The following is an 18382-nucleotide window of genomic DNA, read 5'->3' on the forward strand; positions in this document are numbered from 1 at the left end:
ATGAAAAGTACATCCGTTTTAGAAAAGAAACAAATTATGATGCCGCGCAATTTTATAAAAGTATTATTGCTTTTAATAATTTTACTCGGACTATGTATACTAGCATCACTTGTATTTGGTTCGCGGATGATTAGCTGGACAGACCTTCTGAATGGGTTATTCCATTCAGAGGCTCAGTCTCATGAAGCGAACGTCGTAAGGCAGCGTGTAGTAAGAACAGTTTTTTGCTTACTATGTGGTGCAGCATTAGGTGTTTCCGGAGCGCTTATGCAATCGGTGACACGTAACCCTATTGCAGATCCAAGTATATTAGGTGTCAATACAGGGGCATCCCTTTTTGTCGTTTGCGGCATTGCCTTTTTGAATATCAGTTCAGCAAATCAGTATATTTGGCTTGCGATAGCGGGAGCTTTTATTACCGCTATTTTTGTATTTGGGATTGGTTCAATGGGGAAAGGTGGTGCGACACCACTAAAGCTTGTGTTGGCAGGTGCAGCTACGAGTGCAATTTTATCATCACTGGTTGTGGCAGTCATGATACCAAGAACGAATGTAATGGATCAGTTTAGATTTTGGCAAGTCGGAAGTGTCGGTTCCGGCAGCTGGGATACGATCACGTTATTTATTCCATTTATAGTAGTAGGACTATTTATTGCCTTAATTACAGCTCCGGCATTAAATGCGATGGCATTAGGTGATGATGTTGCGACAGGGCTGGGTGTACGCACAGGTACTGTAAGAATTGTAGCGGCATTAGGTGGCGTATTATTATGTGGTGCTGCAACGGCATTGGCAGGTCCAATCGGCTTTATTGGTTTATTAGCTACACATATCGTACGTCTCGTAGTAGGTCCTGATTTACGTTATATTATTCCGATGTCAGCATTGTCGGGGGCGATTATTTTAACCTTTTCCGATGTGATCGGAAGGCTTCTTGGCAGTCCAAGTGAGCTCGAAGTTGGAATTGTGACGGCCTTTATAGGTGCGCCGATTTTAATTTTAATTACGATGAAAGCGAAAATGCGTGCAATATGATGAATGAAACGATGAAGATGATTAAGACGTCAAGATTAAAAAGAAAACGCCGGTTTATATTGATGACTACCTTGATGGCAATCATTTCGCTAGTACTTTGCGGTTTGATGCTTATGCTTGGCAACACGATTTATCCGGTACAGGATGTCATAAAGGTTTTATTAGGTGAACAAGTGAAGGGAGCATCCTTTGCGGTAAATACAATTCGTTTTCCAAGAATGGTGGCCGGTTTGTTTGCAGGCTTTGCATTTGGTGTCGGGGGCTATATTTTCCAGACGATGCTGCGCAACCCGCTTGCAAATCCAAATGTAATCGGAATTACAACAGGTTCAAGTGCGGCAGCTGTATTTTGCATCATTGTATTAAATGCAAGCAATACGGTCGTATCCATCGCTGCTGTAATCGGAGGTCTTGCAACAGCTATCTTTATCTATCTGCTGGCAAAAGGCACATCCTTTTCGATTGGTCGACTTATTTTAATCGGTATCGGCATTCAGGCGATGCTGACGGCCTTTATCAACTATTTAATGCTCATCGGGGATACACATGATATTCCGGCTGCAATGAGATGGCTGAGCGGTAGTTTAAACGGTGCAAAATTAACGAACTTATACCCGCTAATTCTTATCGTGTGTATTTGCACTCCGATTTTAATGTATTTTGCAAAGCGTCTGGAAATGCTGGAACTTGGTGAACAGGCGGCAACATCTCTAGGCATCAATACAAATCAAACGAGAGTCATCCTTATTATTACGTCGGTGCTCATGATTGCATTGGCGACTGCTGCAACCGGTCCGATTGCCTTTATTTCCTTTTTGGCAGGTCCCATCGCAAAAAAATTAGTAGGTGTCGGATTTTCAGGTCTTATTCCTGCAGGTTTAATCGGGGTCATTTTAGTATTGGCGGCAGACCTTATCGGACAGTTTGCTTTTGAGACACGCTATCCAGTAGGGGTCATTACAGGGATAATCGGTGCACCATACTTAATTTATTTATTAATCCGTATTAATCGGAAAGGAGATTTATGATGAAATCGACACATACATTCCAAACGGAAAATCTTGTTGCAGGCTATGACAACAAAGCGATTTTACAAGGTGTTAGTCTAGCGATTCCAAGCAATAAAATCAGCATTATTATCGGTTCGAATGGCTGTGGAAAATCGACACTTTTAAAAACGATGGCACGATTAATCAAGCCAATCTCCGGCCAAGTATTGTTGGATGATAAATCGATTAACAAAATCCCGCCGAAGCAGCTTGCACGTGTTTTAGGACTTCTTCCGCAATCACCGATCGTACCTGAAGGCATCACAGTTGCTGACTTAGTTGGCAGGGGCCGGTTTCCACATCAGAGCTTTTTAAAAGGCTGGTCAACTGAGGATTACGATGCAGTTGCGGAAGCGATGGAAATGATGAACATTACCGAACTTGCCGACAGTCATATCGATGAGCTTTCAGGGGGGCAAAGACAACGTGTATGGATTGCAATGGCACTTGCACAGCAAACCGACATTTTGTTTTTGGACGAACCGACTACATACTTGGATATTACGTACCAAGTGGAGATTTTGGACTTATTGACGGATTTAAATCGTAAGCACGGAACGACAATTGTGATGGTACTTCATGATATTAATTTATCCGCCCGCTATGCCGACTATATTTTTGCTTTACATAAAGGTCGACTTGTTTCGGAGGGAGCACCAGCACACGTCATTACGAGTGAATTGATCAAAGATATATTTAATTTAAACTGTGTTGTCACACAAGATCCTGTTTCGGATTCGCCTTCTGTTGTACCTATCGGAAGACACCATTCGAAATCCGGAATGCTCGTTTAGCTGCAACTTAGTCAATGGAATCCGGAGGCGATTTCGCGAAAAGCGTTATTGTCCGACAAATGAAAAGAATGGAGTGTTTCGAATGAACGATATTTATGATGTAACGATAATTGGCGGTGGTCCTAGCGGATTATACAGTGCGTTCTATGCAGGGTTGAGAGATTTAAAAACAAAAATCATGGAGTTTCAGCCGACGCTCGGCGGGAAACTTCATGTTTATCCTGAAAAAATCATTTGGGATATCGGCGGTATGCCTCCAACTCCAGCACAGCAAGTCATTGAAAATCTCATTAAACAGGGGCTGACATTTAAGCCAACCGTATGTCTAAATACGAAAGTCGATTTCATAACAAAAAAAGAAGATTTATTTGTGATTGAGACAAGTTCAGGCGAAAAACACTATTCGAAAAAAGTGATCGTTGCAGTAGGTGGCGGCATTATCAGTCCGATTAAATTGCATATTGAAGGCGCGGAAAAGTATGAAGTATCGAACTTGCATTATACAATTCGAGGCATTCAAAGCTTTAAGGACAAGTCACTGCTGATTTCAGGCGGTGGCAACTCGGCGATTGACTGGGCGAAGGATCTGATCGGCATTGCCAAGCAGATTACAGTTATTTACCGAGGCGAAAAGCTATCTGCACACGAAGCACAAATCCGACATTTGCAGGATAATGGCGTTCCGATCATTACAAATACACAGATTAAAACCCTTGTGGCTAATGAGACGAAAACAAAAATAGAAGAAGTCATTTTAGAAAATGTCGTAACAAAGGAAACATCGAAAATCGTAGTGGATGATGTCCTTGTCAACCACGGCTATGACCGGGATTCTTCCTTTTCTTTTGATGCGGCACTCTCTCCGGAAAAAGATAAAGACTATGACTATTATTATTTGACGGACGGTAAAGGGCTGACATCGGTTGACGGTATTTACGCTGTTGGTGATATTTCCAAATATGATAACAAAGTATATTTAATTACCGGTACATTCCAGGATGCGGTCAATGCGATCAATGCCATCAAAATTAGCCTTGAACCAACAGCAGATCAGTATGCAAAAGTTTCTTCGCATAATGAAGTGTTCGAAAAACGCAACAGGGAACTAATGAAGGACATTCTGGTGAACGGCTAGTACGATCAAATAGAATAATTACAACGCAGAAGTTTTTGTGAACTTCTGCGTTTTTTTATGATATAAGGGTAATATTCAATTATAATGAAAGTACCAGATTTATGGAATTTATACGGTGTATCTAAGGAAGGGGATTGCGATGGTTTTTCAAAGAGTAGTTGATTATAAATGGCTCTTGATTGCATGTGTCATTTTACTGGGCAATATGATTGTTTATCAGTTATCGTTTGTTTCCGCACTTTCAGATGAGCAAGTACATGGAATGGTAATCGGTTCACTAATAGACTGTGCGGTTGTGGCACCTGCGCTTCTCTTGCTGCAAAAGCGAAAATGGACTGTCAAAAATTTTATTGTCTTTGTTGCTGCGGGTATTTTATTTGCTCGACTAGTCATCCCTAATGGATTGATGGAACCTTTCCGTTATATAACTTTTTCTGCAATCGCTGTTGAAGCCGGATTGGTTTTAATAGAATTAATCATTTTATTTGTTTTCATAAAATATTTACCGAGCACCATTCGGTCGGTCAAATTAGAGCAGGAGCAACTTATTTTTGCATTTCCTCGAATCGTAGCAGAGAAAGTAAAAGATAATGTATTAATGAGAGTACTTTGCCAGGAGATACTTGTTTTTTATTATGCGTTTTGCAGTTGGAAGAAAAAACAGCCAAGCGGATATACCGTTCACAAAAATACAATGTACGTAGGTGTTTTAGTGATGATTTTCCATGCGGCATTATTTGAAGCAGTCGCCTTTCATTGGTTCTTCCATGACCGTATGCCGATTTTAGCTTGGGGCCATACAGTTCTCTCACTTTATGGACTCATATTCTTGCTAGCAGATTCCCGCGCATTAGTACTAAATCCAGTCCGTATCGAAAACGGAAATTTATATCTTTCCAACGGCTTATTGAAACAAACAAAAATTGACCTGAAAAATATTTCCCAGTTGCATACGTCCGTACAAGATGAAAAGATCCATCATTTTAAAGTATTAGGAAATACAGAGGAGCAGCCTGATTTTATTATTGAGCTGAAAGAATTGCAGACAATTCAAGTAGTAGGCGGATTTGAAAAAAAGGCAAAGTATATTGGGGTTTATGCAGACGCGCCAGCGCTTTTACGTAGCGAAATAGAGTTAGCGATAATAGAGAAATAGTGTAAAAGATTAAGAAATGGGGTATAGATTATAGAACGCGAACGCAATGTTATGAGGTGAAAAGATGAATATTCGGATATTAGGTTATAAAGATGCAGAGCAATATAAAAAGGTTAGATTGCACGGGCTTTTAAATTCCCCAACATTATTTAGCTCGTCTTTTGAACATGAGAACAATTATACGGTTCCGGAAATTGAACAACGACTTCGCCCACAAGCCGATAAATTTACGCTTGGGGCATTTGAAGAGAACGAGCTGATCGGAATTGCGACATTTAAAAGAGAAACGGGTGCAAAACTAAATCATAAAGGCGTTCTTGTCGGTCTCTATGTTATGCCAGAATCAAGAGGGAAAGGTGTAGCGCGGGATATGATAGAAGAACTGTTGCGCCTATTAAGAGAAAATGAAGGTCTTGAACAATTACATTTAACAGTCGAGTCAACAAATGCACAGGCAATCTCTCTTTACGAATCACTAGGATTTAAGCAATTCGCAAAGGAACAGCGTGCACTAAAGATTGACGGCAACTATTATGATCAAGTGTGGATGGCAAAAGAATTATAGCTAATAAAAAAAAGTAAAAGCATTTTTTCTGCTTTTACTTTTTTACGTTATATAGCGCTTCCTGCAGAGCCTTTTGATAAGCGTTCTGAAATGATCAGAACAATGAGGATTAAAATAATCTGCAGCACACCGTATGCGCATGCTGTACCGAACTTGAAGGCATACAGCTTTTGGAAAATTGCAACCGACAATGGAATCGTCGACGTATTATAAATCAAAATCGATGCGACGAACTCCCCAATACTTTGGACAAATGCGAGCAATGTACCGGCAAGAACACCAGACAAAGTAAGCGGAATGACAATTCTTCTGAATGTATACCACCACGATGCCCCTAAACTTCGCGAAGCCTCCTCTACGGACTGATCCAGTTGCATAAGGGAAGCGGATGTTGACCTAAAGACAAGTGGTAAATGCCGGATAAAATACGCAAGCGGTAAAATCCAGAATGAACCGATCAATACTTGATTGAATGTAAACGCACTTTCCGTAGAGAACGCAGCGATTAAGTTAACAGCTACAACCGTCCCCGGCAATGCCCAAGGAATCGTAATTAAAATATCGAGTGCTGTTTTCCCTTTGAAACTAAGTCTGACCATCGCATAAGCAGCAGCAACACCGAATATAATATTGCCGACTGTTGCGATGAAGCCCATTTGCAGCGAGTTCCAAATTGGTCGCCATGTCCGCTCATCAGTAAATAGCGCTTTGTAATGGTCGAGTGTATATTCGGTCGGCAAAATCTGAATTGTCCAGGCACCGTCTTTTGAAAATGATATTAAGATCAGCACTAAAATCGGCAGGATCAAAATTAATGTTCCAATGAAGGACAAGGCAACCGCTAAATATTTCAAAGGCTTCGAGCTCACTTCCGACCGGTGAACACTTACGCCTTTACTTAAATTTTGATAGTTACGTCGGTTTTGATACCAGCGCATAATAAGTAAAAAGGTGATGGAAACGAACGATAAAATGGTTGACTGAGTTGCCGCCATATCCAAATTGCCGTTTGTCCGCGATAAATAAATTTGCATCGTCATTGTACGTTCAACCCCGAACATGAGTGGCGCGGTATAGGATGCCATCGACACCATGAAAACGAGCAGGGAAGATGCGATTAAAGATGGGGTAAGCATCGGCAGAATAATCTTCCGCCAAACCCGTATCCGGCTTGCCCCAAGACTTGTTGCGGCTTCTTCCAAAGAAGGGTCAAGCCCTTTAATCGCAGCAGAAGCAGTCAAATAGAAGTACGTATACATCGTGAACGTATGAACCACAATGACACCCCAAATCCCTTTTAATGCAAACGGAACATCTTCCAATTGAAACATCTGCTGAAATAAGCGAGGGAATATGCCACTTTCACCATATAAAAATGTAAAAGATAAAACCCCGACTAAAGGAGGTAATGCCATCGGGACAAGTACTAAAATAGAGAGCAGACGGCGCCCCGGGAAATCATAGCGTTCCAGTAAAAAGGCCATCATAACTCCGACAACAGCACAGCATATGACACTAATGATTGATATATAAAAGCTGTTCCAGAGAGCCTCTAAATTGGCTGTGCTTTCTAAACTAAAAAACTTCTGATAGTTTGCCAGCTGATTGTCGCCAGCAAAGCTCTGAATAAATGTCGAGTAAAATGGATAAATCACATAGGCAAACAATATTAAAAACAGCGGGGAGATAAGGATATAGACAAAATAGCGTGATTGTGTAAGACGAGACCACCAACTCGCTTCGTATGTGTCAACGGATTTTTTGCTCATTGTGTGCCCCCTCTCTTATTCTCCTAGGAAATAAATATTTTGTTTAGGGATATGTAATTCAATCATATCGCCAGCTTGCAGTATTGCAGTACCCCGACTAATAATCATTGCTTTTAACGTTGTATCATTCCATTTCATAAAGTAATTTACGCTGAGTCCGGTAAATTCAATCAGCTCGACGATCCCTGTAACGGAGTTTTCACCAGGACCGCTTTCAAATGCTTCAGGTCGGACGGATACATAAATTTCGTCCCCAATTGATACTTGAAGCCCCGCTGCCAAGTTTTCTGTCAGGCCTTGCAATTCAAGTCCTTTGTCATTTGTTACAGTAATAATATTGTCTTCAATCGATTTTACTTTCATCGTAAGCAAGTTTGTCTCTCCTATAAAAGTAGCGACAAAGCGGTTGTTTGGACGGTGATAAATTTCCTGAGGCGTACCAATTTGTTTGACGACACCATGCTCCATTACCATAATCCGATCTGACATTGCCATTGCTTCAGTCTGGTCATGGGTAACGTAAATTGTCGTCACGCCCAGCTCTGACTGAATCCGTTTAATTTCAATACGCGTTTCCTCACGTAACTTTGCATCCAAATTGGATAATGGCTCATCCAGCAGCAAGATATCAGGTTCAATGACAAGAGCGCGTGCCAAAGCAACACGCTGTTGCTGTCCACCTGATAATTCATTAATTTTGCGTGAGCCATATGGTCCTAAATGAACGAGCTCGCGTATCCGGTCAACCTTTTCTTTAATCGTTTTTTTATCATATTTCCGGATTTCAAGACCGAATGCAATATTTTCATTGACTGTCATATGCGGGAAGAGTGCATAGTTTTGAAACACCATTCCGATATTACGTTTATTAGGCTGCAATGTTGTGACATCCTGATTGTCAAAGTAGATCTTTCCTTGAGAGGGGTAGTAAAATCCGGCGATCATCCGTAATGTTGTTGTTTTACCACAGCCACTCGGACCTAAAAATGTGAAAAATTCACCCGATTTTATATCCAGCTCTAAATCTTTGACGCTTACGACATCACCGAATTTTTTTGAAACGTCGTTAATATGAACAGCTTTCATCCAATCCAACTCCCTTCACACCGACAAATTAGGAAAAGAAAGACCTCTTAATTCAGAGGTCAGTCATATAACTGCTATTTGCCTTTTCCTTTAATATTTGTATCCCAATGTTCCATCCATTCCGCTTCTTTATCGGCCATTACTTGCCAATCAATATCCAATGGTTTTAAATCCAACTCTTTATACCAGTCCGGCATTGCATCCGCCGCAATATCCGTACGTGTTGGAATTTGGTAATACTCTTTTGAAAGTTCAACCATTGTCTCTTGGTCGAACAGGAATTCCATAAATAACTTCGCGTTCTCTTCGTTTTTAGCATTGTTTACAATACCGACTGCATCGACTAAAATCGGTGCGCCACTTTCCGGATAAATAAAGTCAAACGTGTAATCCGTTGTATGTTTTTTCAGTAAAATATCCTGTAAGTTCCATAACGAAATTGAACCTTCCTGGCGAGCCAGTTTTAAATACAATGCGTTAGGATCTTGTGTATATTCTTTCGTGTTCGCATCCAGTTGCATCAGCCAATCATAGCCTTTTGACGGATCATCAGCACCTTGGCGGAAAATCATGGAAGAATAAATTGTGCGCATCGTTCCTGAAGCAAGAACACCTCGAATTAAAATTTCATCTTTCCACTTCGGATCAAGTAATTCGTCCCAATCCTGTGGTCCTTCTTCTGGTGACATTACCTCACTGTTAATCATAATCACTTCAGGTAACAGCATTTCACCGACCCAACGATTTTGTTCATCTTTATGAAGAGGGTCAATAGAATCGATAAATGAAGGATCCCACTGTAAAAGTAAATCTTCATTTGCAGCAACCATCATCGCTGACTGTGTACCGCCCCACCAAAAATCGCCTTGTGGGTTGGCTTTTTCGCCACGGACACGCTCTAAAATCTGCTGTGCACCCATTGTCATATATTCCACTTCGATATCCGGGTAACGCTCGTTAAATTTTTCGATAACACCCTGTACCATGTTTTCGTCACGCCCTGTGTAAATGACGAGCTTGCCGGAAGCATTTTCTTCTGTTGTACCTTCTGTCGTGCCGCTATCGCCTTGCGTTGACTCATTTGTCGTCTCTTCGGCGTCGCTACACGCAGCCAAAACTAATAAAAGAGTTGTGAGAATAAGAGAAAGCCAAGTAAATCTTTTCATCCAATGTCCTCCTTACATATAGTTTTCTTTGTCATGCAGAATAAAAGGATATCTATTCCAATTTCATTTTATCTACAATTTTTTTAATATTCAAACAAATATCCCTATAACTTTTAATTTTTTACAGTTGCTGACTTGAAAAAAATAAATTTTTGCGCAGAAATTTCTGGAATGGGGAAGGGGGAGAGGGTCTTAAGTCAAGTTAAATATGAAGAAAATTGTTTTATTTAAATTTATTAAGGGAATTATAAAAGCATCAGCACAACAGCGGTTTCTCCCATTAATTTGGAATTATATACGGTTGGACGTGCTTCTCATCTCACGAATAATGGAACTTAATTTACCGGAGGAGTGAAAATATGAGTAAAAGTAATAAAGAAATTGCATTGCAAATTTTAAATGAAAACAGTATTGGCGTTATGGCCACAAATAATAATGGTGTGCCGAATTCGCGCTATATGACATTTGACTACGTACAGTCAAAATTGTATACGGTAGCGCTGGAAGATTCGGATGTAGTACGCGAAATTACGGAATATGGAGGTACCCATATTTTATTAGGCTATGAAAGCGATGGTTTACTTGAAACGTTTTTAGAAATTGAAGGCAATGCAGCGACAACATTGAACGATGCTGTGAAGCAGCAGCTGCTTGAAAAATATCCGGAGCATGCGGACGGAAACTTTGTGCTAATTCAAGTTACGCCGACACGAATGAGAATTATGAATAAAAACGGAAAAAACCAGGAAGAGATTCAACTATACTAAGGGAGGCAGTGTAATGGAAACATTAAAAGAAAAAGTACTTTCAATTATTAAAGACCATAAAATCGGGACAATGGCTACATTAAACGGACATCACCCTTATGTTCGTTACATGACATTTACAAATGAAGATTTCACGCTCTATGCGACAACAACTGAGGACTCTCAGAAAGTGTACGATTTAAATGAAAATCCTTACACTCATATTTTACTGGGCTATACAAAAGAAAATCTGAATGCCCCGTATTTAGAAATTACAGCAAAACTAAGCGAAGTAAAGGATGATTCATTAAAATTGAAAATCACAAACTTCTTTAAAGATGTATTTACTTCAGAAGACGGAGATATGGTTACGCTTCAATTTGATCCGATTACAATCAAATTAATGAATGATGGTGAACCCCAGGAGCTGAAACTGTAACGTCTTAATTTAATCAGTTTAGTAAAGCAATGGCATATCGCTGTCATTGCTTTTTCTGTTGTTAAGAATAAAAATTAGCATTCAAGTTAATTTTTTTGCTATTTTATTAACCGTGAGCAGAATTGGGGAACGATGAAAGCAACAGAAATAGTTTGTCCTGGATTCTTTGCTATGAAAAAATTACATAAAAGTCACACTGTAAAAAAAGCAGACAACAATAAATAAAAGCTCTTATGGCGTAGTAATGAATACTACCGCATAAGAGCTTTTGTAATTAAATTAGAAACATTGGAAAGTTAGAATTGAATTTCGGTTAACAGAACTGTATACCCAGCCGAAACGACTCCATCTAAAGCCTAAAATGATATTTTGCGTAACAAACGTCGGGAAGAACCAGAAAGTGTTTCCGTTTCGTTGCCAAATAAACGTATTACGGAAAATACAACGTCTTATACCACTGGAACCTTGCTGTGACTGGCTAGCGGATAGTTGTTGCATTTGTGGAGTAAAGCTAGGGGGCGGTCCGGCTGGCATTTGAGTATTGCCTCCAGGGCCCCCACCCGGACCGCCTCCAGGACTTCCAGGGAAGCCACCAGGACCACCGCCTGGGAAACCTCCAGGACCACCTCCCGGGAATCCCGGTCCAGGTCCAGGGAAACCACCTGGGCCTCCAGGGAACCCCCCCGGGCCTTGTCCTGGTGGTGCAGGGAAAAACTGTTGTTGAAATGGTTGTCCTTCAGGGCTCTCATCAAAGCGTTCAAACGGATTTTGATACAACAAGCATACCTTCTTTCTTAAGTATTCTTTGTAATGTATGTAGATGCGGGTAAACGCCAATAGGAATTCGCCTATTAATAGATGAAATACCGTAATGATCATAATTTACGCCCAAAGATGTAATTTCCATTAGGATGTTTTATTTCATAATGAATTAGGGGAAATTGTTAATGAAAGGATAATTACTTAAATAAGTATAGAAGATTTGAAAAATGTGTGTAACTGGACTAAAATTCACTATGAAGATAAGAAAGAGAAGGGAATTTATAATGAAAAAATATTTGTTTGCTATAATCCTATTGTTGTTGGCAGGTTGTAGTAATGGAGAAAGTACAAAAGTTACATTTACCGAGAAACAGGCAGTACCATTTGAAATTATTAAGTATGATGAAAAAATTGCGCCGATTTATGAATCGCTCGTTCCGCATATTGCCTATGCAAATACACAAGGACAATTTGAATCACTTCAAGGTCGCTTTGATGTAGACAATTTCACAATTGATATGGATAAATATATGGCAGTATTTATTGTCACTTATTCTGGCAGCTGTGGTACTTCAGTCGATAATGTTTACAAACATGATAATTACTTGGCTGTTCAATTGATCGACAATGTCGGACAAAAATGTGAAGACGAAGGTATGCCTCATACATTCGTTCTCCAAGTAGAGAAAGATGATTATGAAAAAGTTCAATTATATAACGGGAAAATTATAAAATCTTCAGTCGATGTAGAATAAATTTATTAAAAGTTTTCAGCTTTGATTATTCAAAGTTGAAAGCTTTTTTTGTAATTTTATATTTTGGGGGCACAATTAATTGTGATTTGAAAATAAAAACTATATAATTTTCTTAAACTATAACGTGATGGTTTTGGAGGGAAGAATTCTCTTAAATGAATTAGTAACTTCACCATCATTGTTAGCATGTTCAATAAGATAGTTGGGTACATAAGAGAAAGACCAATTTTTATTAAATTATTTTTGGAGGTGAATCCCTCACGCTGAGGGAAGTAATTGGACGTAAACACCATATTAAACATCATTTTATTAATTATCTTTTTAGGCTTAACCGCATTTTTCGTAGCAGCAGAATTCGCTGTCGTAAAAATCCGTAAATCCCGTATTGATCAATTGATTTCAGAAGGCAATAAAAAAGCAGTCATTGCAAAAAAGGTAGCAGGGGATCTTGATTATTATTTATCTGCCTGTCAGCTTGGAATTACAATTACAGCAATCGGTTTAGGTGCGTTTACAAAGCCGTATGTAAAAGAACTGCTGCACCCGGTATTTGACTGGTTAAATGTTTCTGATGTAGTAGCTTCGGCTGCTTCTTATGTAATTGCACTTGCTATTGTAAGTTATTTGCACGTAGTAATTGGGGAAATGGCGCCAAAAACTTTAGCGATTCAGTTTTCCGAGAAAGTGACATTAATGCTTGCAGGACCGCTTTATTGGTTCGGTAAAATTATGTATCCGTTTATCCAGGCATTGAATGGAACATCGCGTTTATTATTACGCGCAATCGGTGTTAAATCAGCAAGTGAAGAGCAGGCCTATTCGGAAGAGGAACTGAAAATTATTATGGCTCAAAGTTTCCAAGGCGGCCAAATAGACCAGCAAGAACTGAAATATTTAGAAAATGTATTTGCTTTTGATGAACGTGTTGCAAAAGATATTATGGTGCCGCGAACAGACTTAGTTACAATCGACAAAGATATGAGCGCAGAAGAGATTATCCAAATTTTAGATGAACATAACTATACACGTTATCCGATTGTTGAAAATAATGATAAAGACCGCATTATTGGTGTCGTCAATGCTAATAAGCTTCTTAGCTATATCGTTTCAAATCGCACGGTACAGCTCGAGCAGTTTTTAACGAAAGTCCCGTTTGTTTTAGGCGTGACGAGTATTCAAGATGCACTGTTAAAAATGCAAAAGGCGAAAGTGCATATGACGGTTATTATCGATGAATATGGCGGTACTGCCGGTGTCTTAACAATGGAAGACGTTTTGGAAGAGTTGGTTGGAGAAATTCGAGACGAATTTGACGAGGATGAAGTAGATGATATTCGCAAGTCAGGAGAAAACGAGTATACGATTAATGGCCGTGTACTGCTTGATGAACTGGAAGATCGCTTCGGATTTGAGTTTGAGGACAGTGAAGAGATTGATACAATTGGCGGCTGGATTCAGCACACAAATATCGACTCAATCAAAAACGGAGAAGAGCTTCAAATCGGTGATGAAATAAAATTCGACGACCATATTTGGGTCATTTCAGATATGGACAATTATCAAATTAAAGAAGTTGTATTAAGACAATATAAACTTCAGCAGTAAATGATCGATACTTTATATGTCTTGGAGGTGAATCCCTCATATTTCGGGGGAATTAATTGGACAGTATTATAATAATAAATTTAATTTTAATTGCGGTATTTATTTTGTTAACAGCCTTTTTCGTTGGGGCAGAATTCTCGATTTTAAAAGTGCGAATGTCACGAATCGATCAGCTTATCGCAGAGGGTAATAAAAAAGCCATCACTGCAAAAAAGGTGACAAAGGATTTGGATTACTATTTATCGGCCTGTCAGCTTGGGATTACGATTACAGCATTAATTCTTGGTGCACTCGGTGAACCAACCGTAGAAAAAATGCTTGAGCCTGTTTTTGACTATTTCAGCATTCCTGCGGCAGTTGCAACAGCCCTTTCTTATGTAATTGCGTTATCAGTTGTTACTTTTTTACACGTAGTACTTGGCGAGTTGATGCCAAAAACATTGGCCATCCAATATGCTGAAAAAATGACGCTTTTATTAGCACCGCCACTTTATTGGTTCGGGAAAATTACAGGACCGATTATTTCCGTATTAAATGGTTCTGCTCGTGGACTGCTAAAAATTTTTGGTGTCAAACCTGCTGGACACGATACAGTTTACTCGGAAGAAGAGCTTAAACTGATTGTGACGCAAAGTTATGAAGGCGGAGAGATCAACCAGACGGAGCTTGCCTATTTAGAAAATATTTTCGCTTTTGATTCGCGAAAGTTACGAGAAGTAATGATTCCGCGCAGTGAAATGATTACAATCGAAAAAACATTTACATTACAGCAAATTCTTAACGTAATTGATGAATACGAATTTACGCGTTACCCGGTCATTGATCGTACTAAAAATACTGCAGCCTTTATCGGTTTCATTAACACTAAGGAAATGCTGACAGATATTGCTGCAGGACGTACGAATTCTTTCATTACGTACATTCGTGAGATTCCTCGCTATAAAGAAACGGTGGCGATAAAAGATGTGTTTTTAAAAATGCAGCAATCGCGCAACCATATGGCAATTGTAACGGACGAAAAAGGCATCACAATCGGTCTTGTTACGATGGAAGATATCCTGTCCGAAATTGTGGGAGAAATTGAAGATGAAGATGATGGGGAAATTATTGTTCCCTCAACTTAAAGTGAAATTCCAATCCGTGGGGTATTTTTCAGCCCCACAGATTGTTAGTTGAACCAATCAGGCATTAACGGGGATTTTTACTTTCGTTAATGCGGGATAAAAAAGGTCGTAAATGATGGTTGTATCATCCATTATTTGCGGCTTTTTTGCTATATTAACGAAAGCCGCTCAAATAGATTATAAGGACAATTGTCGTTATAATTGAAGGAATAAGGAGTTGAAGAATATGCAATGTGGGGCAAAATGCTTTTTAGTAGAAATTGAGCATAATGGCGAAAAAAAGCAAGTTCAAGTAAAAGCAAGATCGTCAGTACGTGCCAGAAAAACAGTACGTATTCAATATGAAGAAGCCGTTAACATCCTGTCTGTAAAGGAAGAAAAATAACAATGAGCAACCAATAATAAGGTTGCTCATTTTTTCATTTGTTTTGTTTGTTCTGCTTTTCTAACTTTATTTGTTTAACTAAATGTAGGATTAACATAATGATTCCGACTGTACAGAATAGAAGACTGACGATAAATAATACTAGCCATGCTGTAATGCTCCAATTAGTTGTGAAAAAGATGGAAATGATTAATAAAAGCATCCCGACAAATAACACAAGATAGCCTTTTTTAGATAATGACACTGCAAACCCTCCTTAAATACATATCATAAAAATAACATAAAGTTGGCTGACTTATCTATTTAAATGGTTCCATTACCTAATAGAAAGATGATATCCATTCTCGTCCGGATGCATTCCGCTTATGTTACAATTCGGTAAGGAATACTAATTCAAGAAATGAGGCGCAGTACATGGTTCAATCGCTCAACCAATTTATTCAAAGGTGGATGCCGGTATTAACACCGCTCAGTTTAGTCATCGGTGTTCTGCTCGAAAAAATCGGGACACATTTTCTTTTTCTAGTTCCGATATTATTTGCGGTCATGACTTTCATTAGCAGTTTGAATCTGAAATTTCGCGATATAAAAGTGTTTAAACAATACCCTAAAACGATTTTATCGATGATTGCATTTCTACATATACTCATGCCTTTATGGGCATTCATTCTGGCGGAGCTCATATTCGATGACCGCCTATTAACAATCGGTTTTCTCATTTCCGTTGCCGTGCCAACCGGAGTTACGAGCGTCATTTGGGTGACGATCAGTAAAGGAAACTTGCCTTTATCACTCGCCATCATTTTGATTGATACATTGCTTGCTCCGCTTCTTATGCCGTTAATCTTGCATTTAGTTGTTGGAGAGTCTATTTCGCTAAATACGCCAGCGCTTATTTTTGATCTCATTTGGATGATTGTTTTACCTTCGATATTAGGTATCCTCGTCAATGAATGGACAAAAGGAAAGCTGTTCGAACAATATGGTAAACCAATGTCTTTAATCTCGAAGCTCTGTTTGTTCGCAATTATTATGATTAATAGTAGTGCGATTGCCCCCTATGTAAAAACGATAGATTGGGAGCTCGCGAAAGTAATTGCTGTAGTTCTCTTTTTAGCAGTTTCGGGGTATGCATTTTCTCTTTTATTAGGCCGTCTATTTTGGAAATCAGAGGCCGATCAGGCGACATTTGTCTTTAATGGGGGAATGAGGAATATTGCGGTAGGGGTCGTTATCGCTACAACATATTTCCCGTCAAAAGTAGCAATGCCGGTCGTTTTCGGGATGTTATTCCAGCAAGTATTAGCTTCAATATTTTATAAAATTATCCAAAAAAATTCGCAAATAGAGTAAAGACATTCGTTAATAGTGTACTGTGGAAAAATACAGTTGTGTTATTTAGTCGCACATTGTATTATTGGTCTATAGTAAATTATTTAATTTTAAAGAGTTATATAAAAATGAAGCTTCAGCCGGAGAAATATTGTGGTGCAATGAACCCATTCACTTACTCGTCTCAAACATCCAGAAGCAATGTAACATCTTAGAATAGCGGGGGAAATTATGAAAAGATTGTTCGAAAAATGGAACAGCATTAACTTAGTAAACCGTATTATTGTTGGTATAATTATTGGCGTTATTTTAGCACTAACGATTCCTGACACGGTAAGTGGTATTACCATTCTAGGGACTCTATTCGTTTCAGCTTTAAAAGCAGTTGCTCCAGTTTTAGTATTTGTGCTTGTTATTAATGCGATTGCTTCACATGTTAGCGGCAAAGCAACAAATATGAAGATGATTCTTTCTTTATACGGGGTTGCGACATTAGCGGCAGGATTTGTGGCCGTTATGGTCAGCTATATTTTCCCGACAACTTTAACATTAAAAACCGGTGCGGAAGATTTGACGCCGCCAAGTGGAATTTTTGAAGTGTTTGAAACATTATTATTCAATATTGTGACTAACCCGGTAAGTGCCATTATGAATGCAAATTATCTTGGTATTTTAGCTTGGGCTGTTGTTTTAGGAGTTGCTCTAAAGGCTTCCAATGATACGACTAAAGGCGTTATTGGCAACTTGTCGGATGCCATTACAAAAGTAGTGCAGTGGATCATTAGCTTAGCACCATTCGGTATTTTAGGGATTGTATTCGAGACGGTTTCTACAACTGGTATCTCTGCTTTGGGTGAGTATCTGCGATTAATCCTAATTCTAGTAGGAACAATGTTCTTTGTGGCACTTGTTGTCAATCCGCTTATTGTCTTTGCGGTAGCACGCAGAAATCCATATCCGCTTATCTTTACATCAATTAAAGAAAGTGGAATTACAGCATTCTTCACACGCAGTTCTGCGGCGAATATCCCGGTAAATATGGCGTTGGCGGAAAAATTGAAGTTGGATAAGGATACATATGCTGTTTCAATTCCACTTGGTGCCAATATTAATATGGGCGGGGCAGCGATTACGATTTCCGTTCTGACGATGGCAACTGCTCATACTGTGGGAGTTGAAGTTGATTTTCTTACTGCGGTGATTTTAATGGTGTTGGCTGCAGTATCAGCTGCAGGTGCATCAGGTGTTGCAGGTGGCTCGCTGTTATTGATTCCTTTAGCGTGTAGCTTATTCGGGATTTCAGACGATATTGCAATGCAAGTCGTGGCTATTGGTTTCATCATCGGTGTAATTCAGGATTCTTGTGAAACAGCATTGAATTCTTCGACAGATATCGTTTTTACAGCAGCAGCTGAATATGCGAAAGAACGTAAACAAAATTAATAAAAACTGTGCTGAACGGAATCGAATCCGGTTCAG

19 protein-coding genes are annotated in these 18382 nt (G+C 39.2%); 14 read left to right on the forward strand and 5 right to left on the reverse strand.

Annotated elements, in window-relative coordinates; genetic code table 11:
* The 6 genes from AC6CH1_RS13825 (at nucleotide 1) to AC6CH1_RS13850 (ending at nucleotide 5734) form a co-directional block, all read left to right on the forward strand.
* Complete coding sequence (locus AC6CH1_RS13825; RefSeq protein ID WP_427712296.1) at nucleotides 1-1035, forward strand: FecCD family ABC transporter permease; 1035 nt, start codon at nucleotides 1-3, stop codon at nucleotides 1033-1035.
* Nucleotides 1032-2063: a FecCD family ABC transporter permease gene (locus tag AC6CH1_RS13830; RefSeq protein WP_427712299.1), complete on the forward strand. Its 1032-nt coding sequence runs from the start codon at nucleotides 1032-1034 to the stop codon at nucleotides 2061-2063. Before AC6CH1_RS13825 ends, AC6CH1_RS13830 begins: the two co-directional genes overlap by 4 nt.
* Nucleotides 2063-2878: an ABC transporter ATP-binding protein gene (locus AC6CH1_RS13835; protein ID WP_427712303.1), complete on the forward strand. Its 816-nt coding sequence runs from the start codon at nucleotides 2063-2065 to the stop codon at nucleotides 2876-2878. Before AC6CH1_RS13830 ends, AC6CH1_RS13835 begins: the two co-directional genes overlap by 1 nt.
* Before the next feature lie 82 nt (nucleotides 2879-2960).
* Nucleotides 2961-4013 carry an NAD(P)/FAD-dependent oxidoreductase gene (locus AC6CH1_RS13840; protein ID WP_498318046.1) on the forward strand — a complete coding sequence of 351 codons (1053 nt, stop codon included), beginning with the start codon at nucleotides 2961-2963 and terminating at the stop codon, nucleotides 4011-4013.
* A gap of 139 nt (nucleotides 4014-4152) precedes the next feature.
* The gene (locus AC6CH1_RS13845; RefSeq protein WP_498318047.1) at nucleotides 4153-5169 is read left to right on the forward strand and encodes a hypothetical protein; all 1017 of its coding nucleotides are present in this window, start codon (nucleotides 4153-4155) and stop codon (nucleotides 5167-5169) included.
* 64 nt (nucleotides 5170-5233) lie between these two features.
* Nucleotides 5234-5734, forward strand: a complete 501-nt coding sequence (locus tag AC6CH1_RS13850) for a GNAT family N-acetyltransferase (RefSeq protein WP_427712309.1) — start codon at nucleotides 5234-5236, stop codon at nucleotides 5732-5734.
* Nucleotides 5735-5781: 47 nt separating this feature from the next.
* Here the strand turns inward: AC6CH1_RS13850 and AC6CH1_RS13855 are convergent, their stop codons facing one another.
* From AC6CH1_RS13855 to AC6CH1_RS13865, 3 genes are all read right to left on the reverse strand, one after another.
* Complete coding sequence (locus AC6CH1_RS13855; protein WP_251690127.1) at nucleotides 5782-7503, reverse strand: ABC transporter permease; 1722 nt, start codon at nucleotides 7501-7503, stop codon at nucleotides 5782-5784.
* Nucleotides 7504-7518: 15 nt separating this feature from the next.
* On the reverse strand, nucleotides 7519-8589 hold the full coding sequence (locus AC6CH1_RS13860) for an ABC transporter ATP-binding protein (RefSeq protein ID WP_251690126.1): 1071 nt from the start codon (nucleotides 8587-8589) through the stop codon (nucleotides 7519-7521).
* A gap of 74 nt (nucleotides 8590-8663) precedes the next feature.
* Nucleotides 8664-9755: an extracellular solute-binding protein gene (locus AC6CH1_RS13865; RefSeq protein WP_251690125.1), complete on the reverse strand. Its 1092-nt coding sequence runs from the start codon at nucleotides 9753-9755 to the stop codon at nucleotides 8664-8666.
* Nucleotides 9756-10114: 359 nt separating this feature from the next.
* Here AC6CH1_RS13865 and AC6CH1_RS13870 point away from each other — a divergent pair, with 359 nt between their 5' ends.
* Both AC6CH1_RS13870 and AC6CH1_RS13875 read left to right on the forward strand, forming a co-directional pair.
* Entirely contained in the window at nucleotides 10115-10522 is a 408-nt protein-coding gene (locus tag AC6CH1_RS13870) for a pyridoxamine 5'-phosphate oxidase family protein (RefSeq protein ID WP_498318049.1), read from the forward strand.
* Nucleotides 10523-10535: 13 nt separating this feature from the next.
* Entirely contained in the window at nucleotides 10536-10940 is a 405-nt protein-coding gene (locus tag AC6CH1_RS13875; protein WP_498318051.1) for a pyridoxamine 5'-phosphate oxidase family protein, read from the forward strand.
* Nucleotides 10941-11219: 279 nt separating this feature from the next.
* On the opposite strand, the gene AC6CH1_RS13880 is transcribed toward AC6CH1_RS13875, so the two are convergent.
* The gene (locus AC6CH1_RS13880) at nucleotides 11220-11717 is read right to left on the reverse strand and encodes a hypothetical protein (protein WP_498318052.1); all 498 of its coding nucleotides are present in this window, start codon (nucleotides 11715-11717) and stop codon (nucleotides 11220-11222) included.
* 269 nt (nucleotides 11718-11986) lie between these two features.
* Here AC6CH1_RS13880 and AC6CH1_RS13885 point away from each other — a divergent pair, with 269 nt between their 5' ends.
* The 4 genes from AC6CH1_RS13885 to AC6CH1_RS13900 all read left to right on the forward strand — a co-directional run bounded on the left by AC6CH1_RS13885 (nucleotide 11987) and on the right by AC6CH1_RS13900 (nucleotide 15571).
* A complete protein-coding gene (locus tag AC6CH1_RS13885) occupies nucleotides 11987-12457 on the forward strand; it encodes a Fe-S oxidoreductase (RefSeq protein ID WP_427712322.1) in 471 nt (156 codons plus the stop codon).
* 276 nt (nucleotides 12458-12733) lie between these two features.
* The gene (locus AC6CH1_RS13890; protein WP_251690120.1) at nucleotides 12734-14062 is read left to right on the forward strand and encodes a hemolysin family protein; all 1329 of its coding nucleotides are present in this window, start codon (nucleotides 12734-12736) and stop codon (nucleotides 14060-14062) included.
* 56 nt (nucleotides 14063-14118) lie between these two features.
* Nucleotides 14119-15186 carry a hemolysin family protein gene (locus tag AC6CH1_RS13895; protein WP_498318054.1) on the forward strand — a complete coding sequence of 356 codons (1068 nt, stop codon included), beginning with the start codon at nucleotides 14119-14121 and terminating at the stop codon, nucleotides 15184-15186.
* Nucleotides 15187-15412: 226 nt separating this feature from the next.
* Nucleotides 15413-15571, forward strand: a complete 159-nt coding sequence (locus AC6CH1_RS13900; RefSeq protein ID WP_339172928.1) for a hypothetical protein — start codon at nucleotides 15413-15415, stop codon at nucleotides 15569-15571.
* 34 nt (nucleotides 15572-15605) lie between these two features.
* Here the strand turns inward: AC6CH1_RS13900 and AC6CH1_RS13905 are convergent, their stop codons facing one another.
* A complete protein-coding gene (locus AC6CH1_RS13905; RefSeq protein WP_251690117.1) occupies nucleotides 15606-15815 on the reverse strand; it encodes a hypothetical protein in 210 nt (69 codons plus the stop codon).
* Between the two features lie 170 nt (nucleotides 15816-15985).
* Between AC6CH1_RS13905 and AC6CH1_RS13910 the strand changes: the two genes are divergently transcribed.
* A complete protein-coding gene (locus AC6CH1_RS13910; protein ID WP_498318056.1) occupies nucleotides 15986-16924 on the forward strand; it encodes a bile acid:sodium symporter family protein in 939 nt (312 codons plus the stop codon).
* Nucleotides 16925-17134: 210 nt separating this feature from the next.
* A complete protein-coding gene (gene sstT, locus AC6CH1_RS13915; protein WP_498318058.1) occupies nucleotides 17135-18346 on the forward strand; it encodes a serine/threonine transporter SstT in 1212 nt (403 codons plus the stop codon).
* Nucleotides 18347-18382: the final 36 nt, after the last annotated feature.

It is taken from the genome of Solibacillus sp. GQ1 (assembly GCF_059758555.1).